1 protein-coding gene is annotated in these 20,322 nt (G+C 73.6%); it reads right to left on the bottom strand.

Annotated elements, in window-relative coordinates; all coding sequences use genetic code 11:
- Positions 1 to 19,503: SDR family NAD(P)-dependent oxidoreductase (locus ACZ51D_RS41370; RefSeq protein WP_465665441.1), on the bottom strand; the 19,503-nt coding region annotated here is incomplete at its 3' end.
- Positions 19,504 to 20,322: the final 819 nt, after the last annotated feature.

Genomic DNA, 20,322 nt, shown 5'->3' with positions numbered 1-20,322 from the left:
CACCCGCGCAAACACCGGGAACACCCGGTACAAACCCCGCCCCATCCCCGCCCACTGACCACCCTGACCAGAGAACACAAACGCCGACCTACCCGGGGAGGCAGTGCCCGTGACGATTCCGGGTTCTCCGCCGATCAGCGCGTCCAGCCCGGCCGGGTCCGTCAGCACAGCGCGGTGCGGAAACCGGGCCCGCGCGGCCAGGTCCGCGGCCACCTCGGCCGGTGTGACCTCGGGGTGCTCGGCGAGGAACCCGCGCAGCCTACGGGCCTGGTCGCGCAGGGCCGCCTCCGACTTCGCCGACAGCAGCCACGGCACCGGCACCGCGGGCGTGGGCGTGGGCGTGGAAGCGGCAGGGGACCCGGGATCCGAAACGGGATCGTGGGCGGGGGAGTCGGGCGACGTCTTCTCGGCCGGGTCCGGGGCCGGTGCCTCCAGGATCACGTGGGCGTTGGTGCCGCTGATGCCGAACGCCGAGATGCCCGCGCGACGCAGGTGGCCGTTGTCGGGCCAGGGCCGGGCCTCGGTGAGCAGCCGGATGTTTCCGGACTCCCAGTCGACGTGGGAAGTCGGCGCGTCGACATGCAGCGTCGGCGGCAACTGCCCGTGCCGCATCGCCATCACCATCTTGATCACACCAGCCACGCCGGCCGCCGCCTGCGTGTGCCCGATGTTCGACTTCACCGACCCCAGCCACAACGGCTCCACCCGGTCCCGGCCGTAGGTCGCCAGCAGCGCCTGCGCCTCGATGGGATCACCGAGCGTCGTCCCCGTACCGTGCGCCTCCACCACGTCCACCTCGGACGCCTCCAACCCGGCGTTCGCCAACGCCTGCCGGATCACCCGCTCCTGCGACGGACCATTCGGCGCGGTCAACCCATTGGACGCCCCGTCCTGATTCACCGCCGAACCCCGCACCACCGCCAGCACCTGATGGCCATGGCGACGGGCGTCCGACAACCGCTCCAGCAGCACCAACCCCGCGCCCTCACCCCACGCCGTACCATCGGCAGCCTCGGCAAACGCCTTCACCCTGCCGTCGGCCGCAAGCCCCCGCTGCCGCGAGAACTCGACGAACCCCGCCGGTGTCGCCATGACCGTCACACCACCGGCCAGGGCCAGTGAGCACTCCCCCGAGCGCAGCGCCTGCGCCGCCAGATGGATCGCCACCAGCGACGACGAACACGCCGTGTCCACCGACAACGCCGGACCCTCCAGCCCCAGCAGATACGACACCCGCCCCGAGGTCACACTCGTCGCCGTGCCCGTCGAGAGGTAGCCCTCCAGGTCGGGCGGCTGTGCCCCGGCTCCATAGCCCGAGGACCAGATGCCGGTGAAGACGCCCGTCTGGCTGCCCCTCAACGACGTCGGATCGATCCCCGCGTCCTCGAACGTCTCCCACACCGTCTCCAGCAGCACCCGCTGCTGCGGATCCATCGCCAACGCCTCACGCGGCGAAATCCCGAAGAACGCGGCATCGAAGCCACCCGCATCCCCCAGAAAACCACCCGACCGCGTGTACGACGTCCCCGGACCACCGGCCGGATCATAGATACGACCCACATCCCACCCACGATCCGATGGGAACTCCCCCACCGCGTCCACCCCACCCGCCACCAAATCCCACAACTCCCGCGCCGACCCCACACCACCCGGATAACGGGCCCCCAACCCCACCACCACCACCGGATCATCCGACACCGGAACACCGACCGGCACGGGTGAGGCAGGGGCCTGGCGCCGGGCGCCGACCAGGACGTCCCGCAGGTGGCCGGCCAGCGCGTCGGGGGTCGGGTAGTCGAAGACCATCGTCGCGGGCAGCCGTACCCCGGCGGCCGCGGACAGGCGGTTGCGCAGCTCCACCGCGGTGAGCGAGTCGAAGCCCAGGTCCTTGAAGGCCCGCTCGGCGCTGACGGCCGAGGTGTCGGTGTGGCCGAGGACCACGGCCGTCTGGCCGGTGACCAGTTCCAGGACGCGGCTGTGCTGCTCGGCCTCGGGCAGGGCCGCCAGTTCCCTGCCCAGGGTCGGCCGGTCCGTGCGCCGGGCGGGCCTGGTACGGGTGAGGCGGCTGAGCAGGGGGCGGGTGGACGCCGCCGACAGGTCGAGGTGTGCGGGGACCAGCACGGGATCGACGGCGCCCAGGGCCAGGTCGAACAGTGCCAGCGCCTGGTCCGTGGGCATCGGCAGCACGCCGGTGCGGGCGAGGCGCTTGAGGTCGGTGTCGGTGAGGTGTTCGGTCAGCCCGCTGGCCTCGGCCCACTGTCCCCAGGCCAGCGACACGCCCCGCAGACCCAGGGCACGCCGGTGCACGGCGAGGGCGTCCAGGAAGGCGTTCGCGGCGGCATAGTTCGCCTGGCCCGGGCCGCCCAGCACACCGGCGGCGGACGAGAAGAGCACGAACGCGCTCAGGCCGAGGTCCTTCGTCAGCTCGTGCAGGTGCCAGGCGGCGTCGGCCTTGGGCCGCAGTACCTGGTCGATCCGGCCGGGCGTGAGGGATTCGACGACGCCGTCGTCGAGCACGCCGGCCGCGTGCACGACCGCGGTCAGCGGGTGCGCGGCCGGGATCGAGTCCAGTACGGCCGCCAGCGCGTCCCGGTCGGCCGCGTCGCAGGCCACCACCTCGGCGTCGAAGTCCACCTCCGCCGCGGTCCTGCTGAGCAGGAGCAGGTGCCGGATGCCGTGCCGGTCGCGCAGGTGCCGGGCGACGAGGCGGCCCAGTGTTCCGGTGCCTCCGGTGATCAGCACGGTACCGTTCGGGTCGAGCGGGCCGGGTGCCGGGGCCGCTTCGGCCCGTACCAGGCGGGCGGCGTGGGCGGCGCCGTCGCGGACGACGAGCTGCGGTTCGTCCCCCGCGACGAGGACGCGGTCGTCGGTGTCGACGAGCACGAAGCGGTCGGGGTGTTCCGCCTGGGCCGCGCGGACCAGGCCCCAGACGACGCTGGACGGCAGGTCGACGGGGTCCGGCCCGACCGCCCCACGGGTCACGACGGCCAGCCGGCCGTCCCCGTCGCGCAGGAAGTCCTGGAGCACGCCCAGCGTCTCGGCGGCGACGGTGTGCGCGGCGGCCACGGGGTCTCCCGCCGGGGGCGTCACGTGGTGGACGGCCGGGGGTTCGCCGGTGCTCTCGACGGGCACCCAGTCGAGGCGGAAGAGCTGGTTGGCCCCGGCGCCCGGTATGCCCGGCGGCCGGTGGCGCACGGTCAGCGCGTCGATCACCGCCAGCGGCCCGGATTCGTCGGCGAGCGCGACCCGGAAGGTGTCGGGGCCGGTGGGTGTGAGGCGGACCCGGGCCGTGGAGCCGGCTTTCCGCATCGACACCCCGGCGAAGGAGAACGGCAGGCGGCCGGCCGCCAGCAGGGTCAGCGGCTGGAGTGCGGCGTCGAGCAGCGCGGGGTGGAGACCGAAGCGGTCACGGGTGTCGGTGGGCAGCGCCACCTCGGCATAGAGCTCGTCGCCCTGCCGCCGGATCTCGCGTACGCCCGCGAACACCGGCCCGTACTCGTAGCCCTGGGCGGCGAGGGTGTCGTAGAAGTCGGTCAGGTCGACGGGCTCACCGGCCGGCTGCCAGGGCTCGCCGGTGTCGTACGGGTGGGGGCGGTCGCCGGTCGCCAGCATGCCGGTCGCGTGCCGCAGCCAGGTGCCGCCCGTCCGGGAGTGCACGGTGACGGGGCGTCGGCCCGTCTCGTCCGGTGCGCCGACGACGACCTGGACCGGCACGGAACCGTCGTCCGGCAGGATCATGGGAGCTTCCAGCACCAGTTCGTCCAGGACGTCGCAGCCGGCCTGGCGTCCGGCGTGCATGGCGAGTTCGACGAACACGGTGCCGGGCAGAAGCACGGAGCCCAGGACGACGTGGTCGGCCAGCCATGGCCGGGTGGCCGTCGAGAGCCGCCCCGTGAGCAGGACGCTCTGGTCCCCGGCCAGTTCGACGACGGCCCCGAGCAGCGGGTGCCCGGCCGAGTCCAGCCCCGCCGCCGACACGTCGCCCTTCGCGGCGACGGGGGTCAACCAGTACGGCCGGTGCTGGAAAGCGTACGTCGGCAGTGGGACGTGGTGGGGCTCGCCGGGGAAGACCGGAGTCCAGTCGACGGCCATGCCTTGCGTGTGCAGGCGCGCCAGGGCGAGGTGGAATTCCTGCCTGCCGCTGCCGCGGCGCAGCGTGCCGGTCACAACGCCGTCCATCACCGGCACCAGTACGGGGTGCGGGCTGACCTCCACGAACACGCCGTGCCGGTCCTGCGTAAGGGTCTCGACGGCGAGGTCGAAGCGTACGGGTTCGCGGAGGTTGCGGTACCAGTAGTCGGCGTCGAGGGCGGAGGTGTCGATCTCCTCGCCGGTCACCGTCGAGTAGAACGGGATCACCGCCGGGCGCGGTGTGATGCCGGCGAGGTCGGTGAGCAGTTGCTCGCGGATCGCCTCGACCTGGACGGAGTGGGCGGCGTAGTTGACGGGCAGGCGACGGGCGCGGATACCGTCGGCCTCACAGGCCGCCAGCAACTCGTCCAGCCCGTCCGGATCACCCGACACGACGACCGAACCGGGGGCATTGACCACCGCCACCGTCAGCCGGCCGTCCCAGCGGGCCACGAACTCGGCGGCCTGCTCATGCCCGAGGCCGACCGACACCATCCCACCCTGGTCCGCCAGAGCGACCAGGGCCTTGCTCCGTAACGCCACCACCTTGGCGGCGTCCTCCAACGACAACGCCCCCACCACATACGCCGCCGCGATCTCCCCCTGCGAATGCCCGACCACGGCATCAGGCTCCACACCATGAGCACGCCACAGCTCGGCCAGCGCCACCATCACCGCGAACAGAGCCGGCTGCACCACATCCACCCGCTCCAACGAGCCACCGCCGACCAGCACCTCCACCAACGACCAACCCGTGTACGGCGCCAACGCCACATCACACGCATCGATCGCCTCCCGGAACACCGCCTCCGAGCCGTACAACTCCCCACCCATACCCACCCACTGCGCACCCTGCCCCGGAAACACGAACACCGAACGACCCAGCGAACCGGCCACACCCGTGATGACGCGGGGGTCTCCGTCGGCGAGGGCGGCCAGTTCCGCCATCAGGTCGGTCCGGGTGCTGCCCACCAGGGCCGCCCGGTGGGCGAGCATGGTGCGGGTGGTGGCGAGGGCCCGGCCGATCGCGGCCGGCCGGAGTCCGGGGTGAGCGGTGATGTGGTCCGCGAGCCGTCGGGCCTGGGCGCGGAGGGCATCGTCCGTCTTGCCGGACAGCAGCCACACCGTGGGCTCCACGGAGTCGTCCGCGACGGGTTGTCCGGGGGTTTCCTCCGGGAACTGTTCGATGACGACGTGGGCGTTGGTGCCGCTGGCCCCGAACGCCGAGATGCCCGCGCGGCGGGGACGCCCCGTCTCCGGCCACGGCCGGGCCTCGGTCAGCAGCCGGATGTCACCGGTGTCCCACTCGACATGCGGCGTGGGCTCCTGGACGTGCAGCGTCGGCGGCAGTTCGGCGTGCCGCATCGCCATGACCATCTTGATCACACCAGCCACACCGGCCGCCGCCTGGGTGTGCCCGATGTTCGACTTCACCGACCCCAGCCACAACGGCTCCACCCGGTCCCGGCCGTAGGTCGCCAGCAGCGCCTGCGCCTCGATGGGATCACCGAGCGTCGTCCCCGTACCGTGCGCCTCCACCGCGTCCACCTCGGACGCCTCCAACCCGGCGTTCGCCAGCGCCTGGCGGATGACGCGTTCCTGGGAGTGGCCGTTGGGCGCGGTCAGCCCATTGGACGCCCCGTCCTGATTGACCGCCGAACCCCGCACCACCGCCAGCACCTGATGGCCGTTGCGACGGGCGTCCGACAACCGCTCCAGCAGCACCAACCCCGCGCCCTCACCCCACGCCGTACCGTCAGCCGTCGACGAGAAGGGCTTGCACCGGCCGTCAGGGGCCAGGGCACGCTGGCGGGAGAACTCCGTGAACTGCAGGGGGGTCACGCTCACGGTCACCCCGCCGGCCAGGGCGAGTGTGCACTCCCCCGAGCGCAGTGCCTGCGCGGCGAGGTGGATCGCCATCAGTGACGAGGAGCAGGCGGAGTCGACGGACACGGCCTGGCCCTGGAGGCCCAGCAGGTAGGAGACCCGGCCGGAGGTGATGCTCGGCGAGATGCCGGTGGCGAGGTAGCCCTCGGTGTCGGGCGGTGCCTGGTCGGGGCTGCCGACGTAGCCGGAGGACCAGACGCCGGTGAACACGCCCGTCTGGCTGCCCCGCAACGACGTCGGATCGATCCCCGCATCCTCGAACGTCTCCCACGCGGTCTCCAGCAACACCCGCTGCTGCGGGTCCATCGCCAGCGCCTCACGCGGCGAAATCCCGAAGAAATCGGCATCGAACCCCGCCGCGTCCGCGAGAAAACCACCCGACCGCGTATACGACGTCCCGGGATGATCCGCATCCGGATGGAACAACCCCTCAACGTCCCACCCGCGATCACCCGGAAACGCCCCGACCGCATCCACCCCACCCGACACCAGGCCCCACAGCTCCTCCGGCGACCCCACCCCACCCGGCAACCGGCACCCCATACCCACGATCACCACCGGATCAGCCCCATCACCCACCGACACCACCGGCACCACCGACACCGGCACCACACCCGCACCGGAGAGTTCGGCCGTGAGGTGGTCGGCGAGGTCGGCGGGGGTGGGGTGGTCGAAGACGAGGGTCGCGGGCAGCCGCAGGCCGGTGGCGCCGGCGAGGCGGTTGCGCAGTTCGACGGAGGTCAGGGAATCGAAGCCGAGGTCGCGGAAGGCGAGTCCGGGGGTGATCGCGGCGGCGTCGGAGTGGCCGAGGACGGTGGCGGTGTGGGCGGCGACCAGGGACAGCAGGTCCGACGCGGGGGCCTTTGACGTCGGCAGGGTCTGCGGCATCGAGAGGTCGGCCGTGGTCAGCGCGGGACGTCCGGCAGCCAGCGCGGTGTCGAACATGGCCAGGGCGCGTTCGACGCTGATGGGGCGGATGCCCTTGCGGGCGAGGCGTTGGCGGTCGGCCGCGGTGAGGTGGGCGGTCATGCCGCTCTCCTGCTCCCAGTAGCCCCAGGCCATCGACACGGCGGGCAGTCCGAGGGTCTGCCGGTGTGCGGCGAACGCGTCGAGGTAGGAGTTCGCGGCCGCGTAGCCGGCCTGGCCGGCGTTGCCGAGTACACCCGCGGCCGCGGAGAACAGCACGAAGGCGGCGAGGTCGTGCTCGCGGGTCAGCTCGTGCAGGTGCCAGGCGCCGTCGACCTTGGGACGCAGCACCCGGTCGAGCTGCTCTGCGGTCAGCCGTTCCACAACGGTGTCGTCGAGCACGCCGGCCGCGTGGACGACGGCGGTGAGCGGATGCTCGGCCGGGATCGAGTCCAGTACGGCCGCCAGCGCGTCCCGGTCCGCGACGTCACAGGCCACGACCCGCACGTCGACGTCCCCTTGAGCCTCCAGGTGCGGCACCGCGCCGCCGCCGCGGCTGACGAGCAGCAGGTGCCGTACCCCGTAGCGGGACGCCAGGTGCCGGGCGACGGCCTGGCCGAGGGTGCCGGTGCCGCCGGTGATCAGCACGGTGCCGTCAGGGTCGATCGGCTGGGGGACGGTGAGGACGATCTTGCCGGTGTGGCGGGCCTGGCTCATCAGCCGGAAGGAGTCGACGGCCTGGCGGAGGTCCGCGGCGGTGACCGGCAGCGGCTCCAGCGTCCCGTCGGCGACCATCGCCACAACCCTGGAGAGGATGTCGCCCTGCCGCGCGGGGTCGACGTCGTTGAGGTCGAAGGCCCGGTAGGTCAGGCCCTCGGGTGAGCGGACGTCCGTCTTGCCCAGCTCGACGAACCGTCCGCCGTCGGCCAGCAACCGCAGTGAGGCGTCGGTGAGTTCTCCCGCGAGCGAGTTGAGGACGACGTCCATGGCCGGGAACCGGTCGGCGAACCGGGTGTCGCGGGACGAACCGATGTGGTCGTCCGGCAGTCCGAGGCGCCGCAGGGTGTCCCACTTGGCGGGGCTCGCGGTGGCGAAGACCTCCGCGCCGCTGTTCAGGGCCAACCGGATGGCGGCCATGCCCACACCGCCCGCGCCGGAGTGGACCAGGACCCGGTCGCCGGGGCGCAGTTCGCCGAGGTCGAACAGCCCGTACCAGGCGGTGGTGAACGCGACGGGCACCGACGCCGCCTCGGCGGAGCTCCAGCCGTCGGGGATCGCCGTCAGGAGCCGGTGGTCGGCGACCGCGCGCGACCCGAAGGCGCCGGGCATCATTCCCATGACGCGGTCGCCGGGCCGCCAGGCCGTGACGCCGGGGCCGACCTCGAGGACGGTGCCGGCCCCTTCGCCGCCCAACGGGGGCCGGTCCGGGTACATGCCGAGGGTGATGAGCACGTCGCGGAAGTTCAGGCCGGCCGCGTGTACGGCGACCCGGACCTGTCCGGGTTCCAGCGCGGCCTCTTGCCAGGGCAGCAGGGCCAGGTCGTCCAGTTGCCCGGTGCCGGACTCGCTCAGCCGGTACGCGCCGTCGGGGGCGGTCGGTTCCGGCGCGTACCTGGCCTGCCGCGGCACGAGGACGCCTTCCCGGCGCAGGGCCAGTTCGGGTTCGTCGCCGGCTGTCATGGCGGCCCGGACCGCGTCCTCCTCGGACGCGTCGCCCATGTCGACCAGGACGAACCGGCCGGGGTGCTCGGCGGCGGCGCTGCGGACCAGGCCGCGTACGGCCGCGCCGGCCACGCCGCGGGTCAGGACGGCCAGGCGTGCGGCCGCCCGCTCCGGCTGCTCGGCCAGGAAGTCCTGGACGAGCGCGCGGGCCCGCTGGACGAGGCCGTGCACGGAGTCCGCGTCGGCTTCCGCGGTGAGTACCGGGCTCGGCACCACCTCGGTCGGTGTGCTCGCGGTGAGGGGCACCCACTGGGTGTGCAGCACCGCGGCCCGGGCCTCGGCGGCCGGCCGGACGGTCAGCGCGGTGATGTCCGCGACCGGGTTGCCGGACAGGTCGGTCAGTGTCGCGCGGTAGGTGTCGGTGCCCGTGCGGGCCAGGTGGACCCGGGCGGACGACACACCGGTGGTGTGCACGGCGACGCCGGAGAAGGAGAACGGCAGCCGGACCCGGGTGTCGGGGCTGAGCAGGATCAGCGGCTGGAGTGCGGCGTCCAGGAGCGCGGGGTGGATGCCGAAGCCGGCGCCGTCGGGGACGGACACCTCGGCGTACAGTTCGTCCTCGCCCTGCCACAACTCCCGCACGCCCCGGAACGCGGGTCCGTACTGGTATCCGAGTCCGGCGAGGAAGTCGTAGAACTCTTCAGGGTCCACGGGTTCGGCGTTCCTCGTGGGCCAGTCGAGGCGTCCGGCCGTCACCTGGCCGCCGAGAGTTCCGGACGCGTGGCGGACCCAGCCGTCGCCGCCCTTGGAGTGCACGGTGACCGGGCTGCGGCCGGCGTCGTCCGGGGCGCCGACCGAGACCTGGATGTCCGTGGGTGTGTCCGAGAGCGCGAGGGGCAGGTGCAGGACGAGGTCGTCAAGGGTCCCGCCGGCCAGGGTTGCGAGTTCGAGGAAGGCGGTGCCCGGCAGCAGGACCGTGCCGTCGACGGCGTGGTCGGCCAGCCAGGGGTGGGTGCGGGTGGAGACGCGGCCGCTGTGCACGGTGCTCCCGTCGGGCAGTTCGACCGTGGTGCCCGCCAGCGGGTGCCGGGTGCCGTGGTCGCCGGCCGCGGGGGTGAGCCAGTAGGTGCTGCGCTGGAAGGCGTAGCGCGGCAGCCTGACGCCGTGCGGGCGGTCGTGCGGCCAGGTCACGGCGACGCCCTGGACGTGGAGGCGGGCCAGGGCGGTGTGGAATTCCCCGATGGCGCCGTGGTCGCGGCGCAGGGTGCCGGTCGCCACGCCGTCCAGGTCCTGCACCAGCACCGGGTGCGGGCTGACTTCCACGAACACCTCGTGGCCGTCGGCGGTGAGCCGGGCGGTGGCCAGGTCGAACCGTACGGGTTCGCGGAGGTTGCGGTACCAGTAATCGGCGTCGAGGGCGGAGGTGTCGACCGGTTCCGCGGTGACCGTGGAGTAGAAGGGAATCGCCGCAGGCCGGGGCCGGATGTCCGCGAGGTCGGTCAGAAGCCGCTCGCGGATCGCCTCGACCTGCGCCGAGTGCGCCGCGTAGTCGACGGGGATGGCGCGGGCGCGTATGCCGTCCCTGGCGCAGGCTGCCAGCAGTTCGTCCAGGGCCCCGGGTTCGCCGGACACGACGACGGTCGAGGCGGAGTTGACCACCGCGACGGTGATCCGGTCGCCCCAGGGACTCAGGTAGCCGGCGGCGTCGTCCGCGCACAGCGCGACCGAGACCATGCCGCCGTGTCCGGCCAGGGCGACCAGGGCCTTGCTGCGCAGGGCGACCACCTTGGCGGCGTCGTCCAACGACAACGCCCCCACCACATACGCCGCCGCGATCTCCCCCTGCGAATGCCCGACCACGGCATCAGGCTCCACACCATGAGCACGCCACAGCTCGGCCAGCGCCACCATCACCCCGAACAGAGCCGGCTGCACCACATCCACCCGCTCCAACGAGCCACCGCCGACCAGCACCTCCACCAACGACCAACCCGTGTACGGCGCCAACGCCGCATCACACGCATCGATCGCCTCCCGGAACACCGCCTCCGAGCCGTACAACTCCCCACCCATACCCACCCACTGCGCACCCTGCCCCGGAAACACGAACACCGAACGACCCAGCGAACGGGCGGTCCCGGTGACCAGACCCGGCGCCGACCGCCCCTCCGCCAGGGCGTCCAGGGCCGCGGCAGCGCCCACCACCACGGCCCGGTGCTCGAACACGGTGCGGGCAGCCAGAGCGCCCCCGACCGCCGCCGGGCCCACCTCGGGACGTACCGCGGTGAAGGCACCCAGCCGGCGCGCCTGCTCCCGCAACGCCGCCTCGGACCTGGCCGACAGCGGCCAGAGGACCTGGTCGTCCGCGCGGCCCCGGGGAGAGGGTGCGGCGGAGTCGGCCTCGGCGGGCTGTTCGAGGATGCTCTGCTCGATAATGACGTGGGCGTTGGTGCCGCTGATGCCGAAGGCGGAGACGGCGGCTCGCCGTGGCCGCCCGGTCCCGGGCCAGGCGACCGGTTCGGTGAGCAGGCGGACCTGGCCGCAGGCCCAGTCGACGTGCGGGGTGGGCGCGTCCACGTGCAGGGTTCGCGGCAGTTCGCCGTGCCGCATCGCCATGACCATCTTGATCAGGCCCGCGACGCCGGCCGCTGCCTGGGTGTGGCCGATGTTCGACTTCACCGACCCCAGCCACAACGGCTCGTCCCGGTCCCGGCCGTAGGTCGCCAGGAGTGCCTGAGCCTCGATGGGATCGCCGAGAGTGGTGCCGGTGCCGTGGGCCTCCACCGCGTCCACCTCGGACGCCTCCAACCCGGCATTGGCGAGGGCCTGACGGATCACCCGCTCCTGGGAGGGGCCGTTGGGCGCGGTCAGGCCGTTGGAGGCGCCGTCCTGGTTGGTGGCCGAGCCTCGGACGACCGCCAGCACCTCGTGGCCGTTGCGGCGGGCATCGGACAGGCGTTCCAGCAGCAGCAGGCCGGCGCCCTCGGCCCAGCCCGCCCCGTCGGCCGCGGCGGCGAAGGACTTGCTGCGGCCGTCGGGCGCGCTCGCCCCCTGCCGGGACATCTCGGTGAACAGCGTGGGTGCCGCGTTGACGGTGACGCCGCCGGCCAGGGCGAAGGAGCATTCTCCCGAGCGCAGGGCCTGCGCGGCCAGGTGCAGGGCCACCAGGGACGACGAGCAGCCGGTGTCCAGGGACAGTGCCGGGCCGAGCAGGCCCAGCTGGTACGCCAGCCGGCCGGACCCCACGCTCGACGCGGTGCCGGTGACCTGGTAGCCCTCCAGGTCGTCGGGGACCGGCCCGGCGGCGTAGCCGGTGGACCAGATGCCGGTGAACACGCCGGTGGGTGTGCCCTCCAGCGTGGTCGGGTCGATGCCGGCGTACTCGATGGTCTCCCACGCGGTCTCCAGCAGGATGCGCTGCTGCGGGTCCATGGCGAGCGCCTCGCGGGGCGATATCCCGAAGAACGCCGCGTCGAAGTCGCCGGCGGCGTCGAGGAAGCCGCCCTGGGACGTGCTCGACGTGCGGGGGCGGCTTCCCGTCGGGTCGTACAGGCGGTCGATGTCCCATCCCCGGTCGGCGGGGAAGTCGCCGACCGCGTCCACGCCGTCCGCGACCAGCCGCCACAGGTCCTCCGGGGTGCCGACGCCTCCGGGGTAGCGGCAGCCCATGCCGATGACTGCGATCGGCTCGTCCGTCGCGGCCGGGGCGTGCGGCGCGTCCTGCTGGCCGGACTCGCCGGACAGGTGGGCGGCCAGCCGTGCCGGGGTGGGGTGGTCGAAGACGAGGGTGGCGGGCAGTTTCACCCCGAGCGCGGCGGTCAGGCGATTGCGCAGTTCCACCGCGGTCAGTGAGTCGAAGCCCAGGTCCTTGAACGCCTGCCGGGGGTCGAGCCGCTCGGGGGTGGCGTGTCCCAGCACCCCGGCGACGTGGGTGGTGATCAGCTCCAGCAGGTCGGTGCCGCCGGCGGGGGGCGCGGGTCGGGGGGCCTGCGGCCGGCTGTGGGCCTCGGGCAGGTCCCGCAGCAGCCGGCTCGGCCGCGCGTGGGTGTAGGCGCGGGCGAACTGTGCCCAGTCGGCCGAGGTCACGACCGCGAGGGCCTCGTCGTGGTCGAGGACGTCCTGCAGCGCGTCGAGTGCCCGGCCCGGGTCCAGTTCGCCGAGGCCGAGCAGGGTGCGCTGGCGCTGCACGGACTCCAGGGCCGCCATGCCGCCTTCGGCCCAGATGCCCCACGCGACGGAGGTCGTGGCGCGGCCCTGGGCGCGGTGCTGTGCGGCCAGGGCGTCGAGGAAGGCGTTGCCGGCGGCGTAGGCCGCGCCGTGGCCGTCGCCCCACACGCCCGCGGTGGAGGAGAACAGGACGAAGGCGTCGAGGTCCGGCAGGAGTTCCGCCAGGTTCGCCGCCCCGGCGACCTTGGCCATGATGACCTCGGCGAACTCCGCCGGTGTCGTGTCGGCCAGCCTGGTCGCCCTGATCACGCCGGCGGTGTGGAAGACCGCGCGGATGTCGCCGACGCGCTCGACGAGGTCCCGCAGGGCGTCCCGGTCGGCCACGTCGCACGCCGCCACGGTCACCCGCGCCCCGGCTGCCTCCAGTTCGTCGCGCAGGCCGGCCGCGCCGGGTGCGTCGGGGCCGCGGCGGGCGGCCAGCACGATGTGCTCCGCGCCCTGCCGCGCGAGGCGGCGGGCCACATGTCCGCCGAGCGCGCCGGTGCCGCCGGTGACCAGCACCGTGCCCCGCGGCCGCCAGGGCCGCGCGGCCGGGCCCGATGAGGCCTTGCGGCGCAGCCGCTTGGCGAAGCGCCGGGTGCCGCGGATCGCCACCTGGTCCTCGCCCGTGCCGGCGAGCACGACGAGCAGCGCGTTCACGCTCTCCTCGTCGGGCACGGCGGGAAGGTCGACCAGGCCGCCCCAGCCGTGCGGGAACTCCAGCGCCGCGGACGCGCCGGTGCCCCACGCCAGGGCCTGGGCCGGGCTGGTGACCGGGTCGGTGCCCGAGGTGCTCACGGCGCCGCTGGTCGCGCACCACAGCGGGACGGCCGGTGTCCGCGCCGGGTCCAGGGGGCGGACCAGATCCAGGGTGCGGACCAGGCCCGCCGGGAGCACCGGGTGGTCGGGGTGCGGCTCGTCGTCCAGCGCCAGCAGCGACAGCACACCGTCCGGCCCGGGCCGGGCGTCCCCGGTGTCGGCCACGTCCCAGGTGTCGGCCACCGCGAAGCCCCGTTCGCGCAGGGCCTCGGCCCACGGGTGCCCGGTCGTGGCCAGGACGAGCCAGCGAGCCGGGTCCACCGGGGCCGCGGTTCCGCTCGTCGGCGCCCATGCCACCTCGTACCGCCAGTCGTCACGGGGCACCGGCGGGGTCGCGGTCACCCAGTAGGGCTCGCGCTGGAAGGCGTACGTGGGCAGGTCCGCCCTGGGTGCGGTGCGGGGCAGGACCGGTATCCAGTCGACGTCGGCTCCGGCGGCGTAGAGGCGTCCCGCCGCGGCGAGGAACTCGGTGAGGCCGCCGTGATCGCGGCGCAGTGTTCCGGTGGCGGCGACGTCCAGCGCGGGCACCAGCACCGGGTGCGGGCTGACCTCCAGGAACAGGTCGTGGTCGTCGGCGGTGAGCCGGGCGGTGGCCAGGTCGAACCGTACGGGTTCGCGGAGGTTGCGGTACCAGTAGCCGGCGTCGAGGGCAGAGGTGTCGAGCGGCTCGCCGGTGACCGTGGAGTAGAACGGGATCGCCGCCGAGTGGGGGGTGATGTCGGCCAGTTCGGTGAGCAGTTGCTCGCGGATCGCCTCGACCTGCGCGGAGTGGGCGGCGTAGTCGACGGGCAGGCGGCGGGCGCGGATGCCGTCGGCCTCGCAGGCCGTCAGCAGTTCGTCCAGCACGTCGAGGCCGCCGGACACCACGACCGCCGCAGGTCCGTTCACCACGGCGGTCGTCAGCCGCTCGCCCCAGCGGGCCAGGTAGCCGGCAGCCTGTTCGACGGACAGCGCGAGGGACACCATGCCGCCCCGGTCGGCGATGACGGCCAGTGCCCTGGACCGTAGCGCCACGACCTTGGCGGCGTCCCGCAGCGACAGCGCGCCGGCGACGTACGCGGCGGCGATCTCCGCCTGGGAGTGGCCGACCACGGCGTCCGGCTGCACGCCGTAGGACCGCCACAGGTCGGCCAGCGCCACCATGACGGCGAACAGGGCCGGCTGCACCACGTCGACGCGGTCCAGCGAGCCGTGGCGCAGTTCGTCGACCAGCGACCAGTCGGTGTACGGGGCCAGGGCGGCGGCGCAGGCGTCGATGCCGGCGCGGAAGACCTCGGACTGCTCGTACAGGTCATGGCCCATGCCCGCCCACTGCGCCCCCTGTCCGGGGAAGACGAACACGGTCCCGCCAGTACGGGCCTGCAGGCCCGGCAGTCCCGTCAGTCCCGGCGGGAGCGCGGCCAGGCCGGACAGCAGGTCGTCCCGCTCGGCGCCGACCACCGCGGCCCGGTGCTCGAACCGGGTGCGGGCGGCCAGTGCGCGGCTGATCGCGGCGGCCGGGACGTCGGGGTGGGCGGTCGCGTACGCGTGCAGCCGCTCGGCCTGGGCGCGCAGCGCGGCATCGGTCTTCGCGGACAGCAGCCAGGCGGTGGGGGCGGCCCGGCCGGCGGGTTCGGGAAGGTGGCCGGGGTCCGGGTCGGAGGACTGCTCGATGATCAGGTGGGCGTTGGTGCCGCTGATGCCGAAGGCCGAGATGCCGGCGCGGCGCGGGTGCTCGTGCTCCGGCCACGGCCGGGCCTCGGTGAGCAGCCGGACGCCGCCGGAGGCCCAGTCGACGTGCGGGGAGGGGGCGTCTATGTGCAGGGTTCGCGGCAGTTCGCCGTGCCGCATCGCCATGACCATCTTGATCAGGCCCGCGATGCCGGCGGCGGCCTGGGTGTGGCCGATGTTCGACTTCACCGACCCCAGCCACAACGGCTCGTCCCGGTCCCGGCCGTAGGCGGCCAGCAGGGCGTGGGCCTCGATGGGATCGCCGAGAGTGGTGCCGGTACCGTGCGCCTCGACCGCGTCCACCTCGGACGCCTCCAACCCGGCGTTCGCCAACGCCTGACGGATGACGCGTTCCTGGGAGGGGCCGTTGGGCGCGGTCAGGCCGTTGGACGCGCCGTCCTGGTTCACCGCGCTTCCCGCGACGACCGCCAGCACCCGGTGGCCGTTGCGGCGGGCGTCCGACAGACGTTCCAGCAGCACCAAGCCGGCGCCCTCGGCCCAGCTGGTGCCGTCGGCCGCGGCGGCGAAGGGCTTGCTGCGGCCGTCCGCCGCGAGGCCGTGCTGGCGGGAGAACTCGGTGAAGCCCAGCGGTGTCGCCATGATCGTGACACCGCCGGCGAGCGCCAGCGAGCACTCGCCCGCGCGCAGGGCCTGGGCGGCCAGGTGGACGGCGACCAGGGACGACGAGCAGGCGGTGTCCACGGACAGCGCCGGACCGCGCAGCCCGAGGTGGTAGGCGACCCGGCCGGACGTGACGCTGGTCGCAACGCCGGTGAACAGGTAACCCTCCAGGTCCTCCGGCAGGCCCGGCCCGGTCGCGTAGCCGGACGACCAGACGCCGGTGAACACGCCGGTGTGGCTGCCGCGCAGCGAGGCCGGGTCGATCCCGGCGTGCTCGAAGGTCTCCCAGGCCGTCTCCAGCACGAGCCGCTGCTGCGGGTCCATGGCGAGCGCCTCGCGGGGCGAGATGCCGAAGAACGGAGCGTCGAAGCCGGCCACCGCCTCCAGGAACCCGCCCCGGGTGATGTACGTGGTGCCCGCGCCGCGCAGTTCCGGGTCGTACAGGCCGCCCAGGTCCCAGCCGCGGTCGTCCGGGAAGTCGCCGATCGCGTCCACGCCCTCCGCGACGAGCCGCCACAGGTCGTCCGGCGAGGCCACCCCGCCGGGGAAGCGGCAGCCCATCCCCACGATGACGACCGGGTCGTCGTGGGCGGCCTGGGCGGCGGGGGCCAGCCGGTCGCCGGGGCCGGTGCGCAGCCAGTCGATCAGCTCCGCGGGCGTCGGGTGGTCGAAGACGAGACCGGAGGGGAGTTGCCGATCCAGGGCGCCGGCCAGGCGGTTGCGCAGTTCGAGCCCGGTGACCGAGTCAAAGCCGAGGTCCTTGAAGGTGAGCGCGGGATCGATGTCTGCGGGGTTCTCGTGGCCCAGCACGAGCGCGATCTGCGCGGTGACCACGGCGGCCGCGTCGACCGTGTCGCCCGACTCGGGGCCGCCCGTGTCCGTACCGCCCGCCCCGGTGTCCCCGGTCTCCGGGCCGCCGTCCGGCCGGCCGGGCGCGGCGGTCTCCGCTGCGTGCGTCCCCGGGCCGGCCGGGGTCCGTCCGCTCTGCCCGGCTGTCGCTTCGGGCAGCCAGTACGAACGACGTTGGAAGGCGTACGTGGGCAGGTCGACCGGCGCGGCCTCGGCGACGGCCGGGGACCAGTCCACCGGCACGCCGGCCACGAACAGCCGGGACAGCGCGGTCAGGAAGACGTCCGGCCCGCCCCGGTCACGGCCCAGCGTGCCGGTGGCGACGCCGGGCACGCCGGTCCGCTCGCGGGCCTGTTCCAGGATCTGTTCGATGGCGGGCAGCAGCACCGGGTGCGGGCTGACCTCGACCACGACGTCGTGCCCGTCCGCCAGCAGTGCGGCGGTGGCCAGGTCGAAGCGGACCGGCTCGCGCAAGTTGCGGTACCAGTAGCCGGCGTCGAGCTCCGTGGTGTCGTCGAGGACGCCGCCGGTGACCGCGGAGTAGTACGCAATGGTGCCCTGCCGCGGCCGCACACCGTCCAGTTCGGTGTGCAGCCGCTCACGGATCGCCTCGACGTGCGCGGAATGGGAGGCGTAGTCCACCGGGACGACGCGTGCGCGGACACCGTCCGCCGCGCAGGACTCGACCAGTTCGGACAGGGCCCGCGTATCGCCGGACACCACGACCGAGCCGGTGGCATTGACCACGGCGACCGTCAGCGCGCCGCCCCAGCGCGACACGTAGTCCTCGGCCCGCTCGGCGGACAGGGCCACGGACACCATGCCGCCCCGGCCGGTCAGCGCCACCAGCGCGCGGCTGCGCAGTGCCACGATCCGGGCCGCGTCGGACAGCGACAGCGCGCCCGCGACGTATGCCGCGGCGATCTCGCCCTGCGAGTGCCCGACCACCGCGTCGGGCTCGACACCGAAGGAGCGCCACAGTTCCGCCAGGGACACCATCACCGCGAACAGGGCGGGCTGCACGATGTCCACGCGGTCGAGCGGGGCGCCGTCCAGGACATCGGCCAGGGACCAGTCGGTGTACGGGGCCAGGGCCTGGGCGCACTCGTCCATGGCGGCCCGGAAGACGGGGTACGCGGCGTACAGCTCCCGGCCCATGCCGACCCACTGCGCGCCCTGGCCGGGGAACACGAAGACGGTACGGCCCGGGGTTCTGGCCCGGTCGGCGGCGACCTGGGCGGAGTCGAGCAGGACCGCGCGGTGCGCGAAGCGGGTTCTGGTGGTGGCCAGCGCGTGCGCGACCTCGGCGCCGGTCAGGTCCGGGTGGCTGCGCACGTGTTCGCGCAGGCGCTCGATCTGCGCTCGTAGCGCCTGCTTGGTCCGCGCCGTGACGATCCACGGCGCCGGCCGGGCCTCGGGAGCGGGCCGCCGGGCCGGCGGCGCGGCCGCATCGGGCGCCTGCTCGACGATCACGTGCGCGTTGGTGCCGCCCATGCCGAACGACGACACGCCGACGAGCAGGGGCGCGTCCGGCCGCGGCCAGGCGGTCAGAGCGGTCTGGACCCGCAGCGCCAGTGCGTTGAGAGGGATGCCGGGGTTGGGGGTTTCGTAGTTCAGGCTCGGCGGCAGTGCGCGGTGGTACACGCTGAGGACAGCCTTGAGCAGACCGACGATGCCCGCGGCGCCTTCCAGGTGGCCGACGTTCGTCTTGGCGGATCCGACCCGCAGGGCGCTGTCGGCGTCGCCGGACTCGGCCGGGTCGCGGTAGGCCGCCGCGAGGGCGGCGGCCTCGATGGGGTCGCCGACAGCGGTGCCGGTGCCGTGCAGCTCCACGTACTGCACATCCGCGGGACGCACGCCGGCGCGGGCCAGTGCTTCGCGGATGACCTGTTCCTGGGCCTGCGCGCTGGGCACGGTCAGGCTCTGTGTGGCGCCGTCGTTGTTGACCGCGCTGCCCCGGATGACACCGTAGACGCGGTCCCCGTCGGCCAGGGCCCGGTCCAGCGGTTTCAGGACGAGGAAGGCGCCGCCCTCGCCGCGGACGAAGCCGTTGGCCCGGGCGTCGAAGGTGAAGCAGCGGTCGTCCGGGGACAGGCCGCCGAACTCCGCTGCTCCCTCCTCGCGGGCGGCGGTCAGGTTGAGGTTCACCCCGCCGGCCAGGGCGAGCGCCGACTCGCCGCGGCGCAGGCTCTCGACCGCCAGATGCACCGCGACCAGCGCCGACGACTGGGCCGTGTCGACCGTCATGCTCGGTCCGCGCACACCGAGGAAGTGCGAGACACGGTTGGCGATGACGCCCCGGTTGGTGCCGGTCAGCGTGTGCGGCGTGATGTGACCGGGGTAGGCCAGGGACGTGTAGTCCTCCCACATCGAGCCGACGAACACCCCCGTCGGGCCGCCCGTCAGCGTGCTCGGCACGATCCGGGCGTCCTCCAGGGCCTCCCAGGCGAGTTCGAGCATGAGCCGCTGCTGCGGGTCCATGCCGACGGCCTCACGGGGGGACACACCGAAGAACGCCGCGTCGAAGCCGTCCACCCGGTCCAGGTAGCCGCCGTGCCGTACGCCCTGCCGACCCACGGGCGGCGCGGTGATCGCGTCGGCCCCGTCGCACAGCAGTCGCCAGAACGCCCCCGGATCCGGGGCTTTCGGCAACCTGCCCGCCATTCCGATGACAGCGACACGATCAGCGTCCGAATCCAGGGGGAAGCGCATCACATCGACACCTCGTGAGCCGGGGGGATGAAGGAAGGCGGGGTGTTTCCGTAGCAGTCCCGATGGTGCGGCTCCGGCCGCGCAAGCGGCCGGAGCATCGAGCGCGCGGGCAGCCCGGCGACCCGGTGGTATCGGAACCCGGACTCGCCCGCGCTTCGGGCCTCTGGATCAGTGGAGCGGTCCTCGAAAGCGACAGCATTGGCACGAGGAGGATGCACTGGTGAGCTGAGCGTGAGCGTAGGGGTCGAGGCGATGATCGTTCCGCCGCGCAGATGAGCATGGCAGCAACATCACGCCCTCGCCACAGGTCAGGCGAAGGCTGTCTCAAAGGAGGCACATCACAACGTCATATGCCTGCACGAAAGAGGCACCGTGGCAGGATCCGTCCCGTGCCCCATGAAACGCGTCGTTCATACGGGCGGCCCGTCGCAGTGTCCGCCGGCGGACCTGCCGGCGAACCTGCCGGTGCGGTCACGGAAGTGCGTCCACGCCCTGCACCGCCACGACCGGGCCGGGTTCATGGGCACCGTCGACGCCGCCGGTGACAACGCCCTAGAATCCCGTTCGCACTCGCGCAGAAGAACGTCCTCGCCCGTCATCCGGCCACCCGGGAGAACTCCGCACGGCGATCACCACCCGGATCGAGCGAACCGCCCACCGGCGCCGCCGACAGCTCCGGCTGAACCGTTCGACCCCCATCCACTTCGAGACGATCGCGAAGCGCCACCGCCCCCGGCGGCACACAACCCAGCTGTCACCGATCCGCGCATCGGTCCCGGCCGTTCGCGCCCGGCACCCGGCGCCCGGGCCTGGTGACAT

Source organism: Kitasatospora sp. NPDC033851 (assembly GCF_055576085.1).
This window is presented reverse-complemented; position numbering and strand designations above follow the sequence as displayed.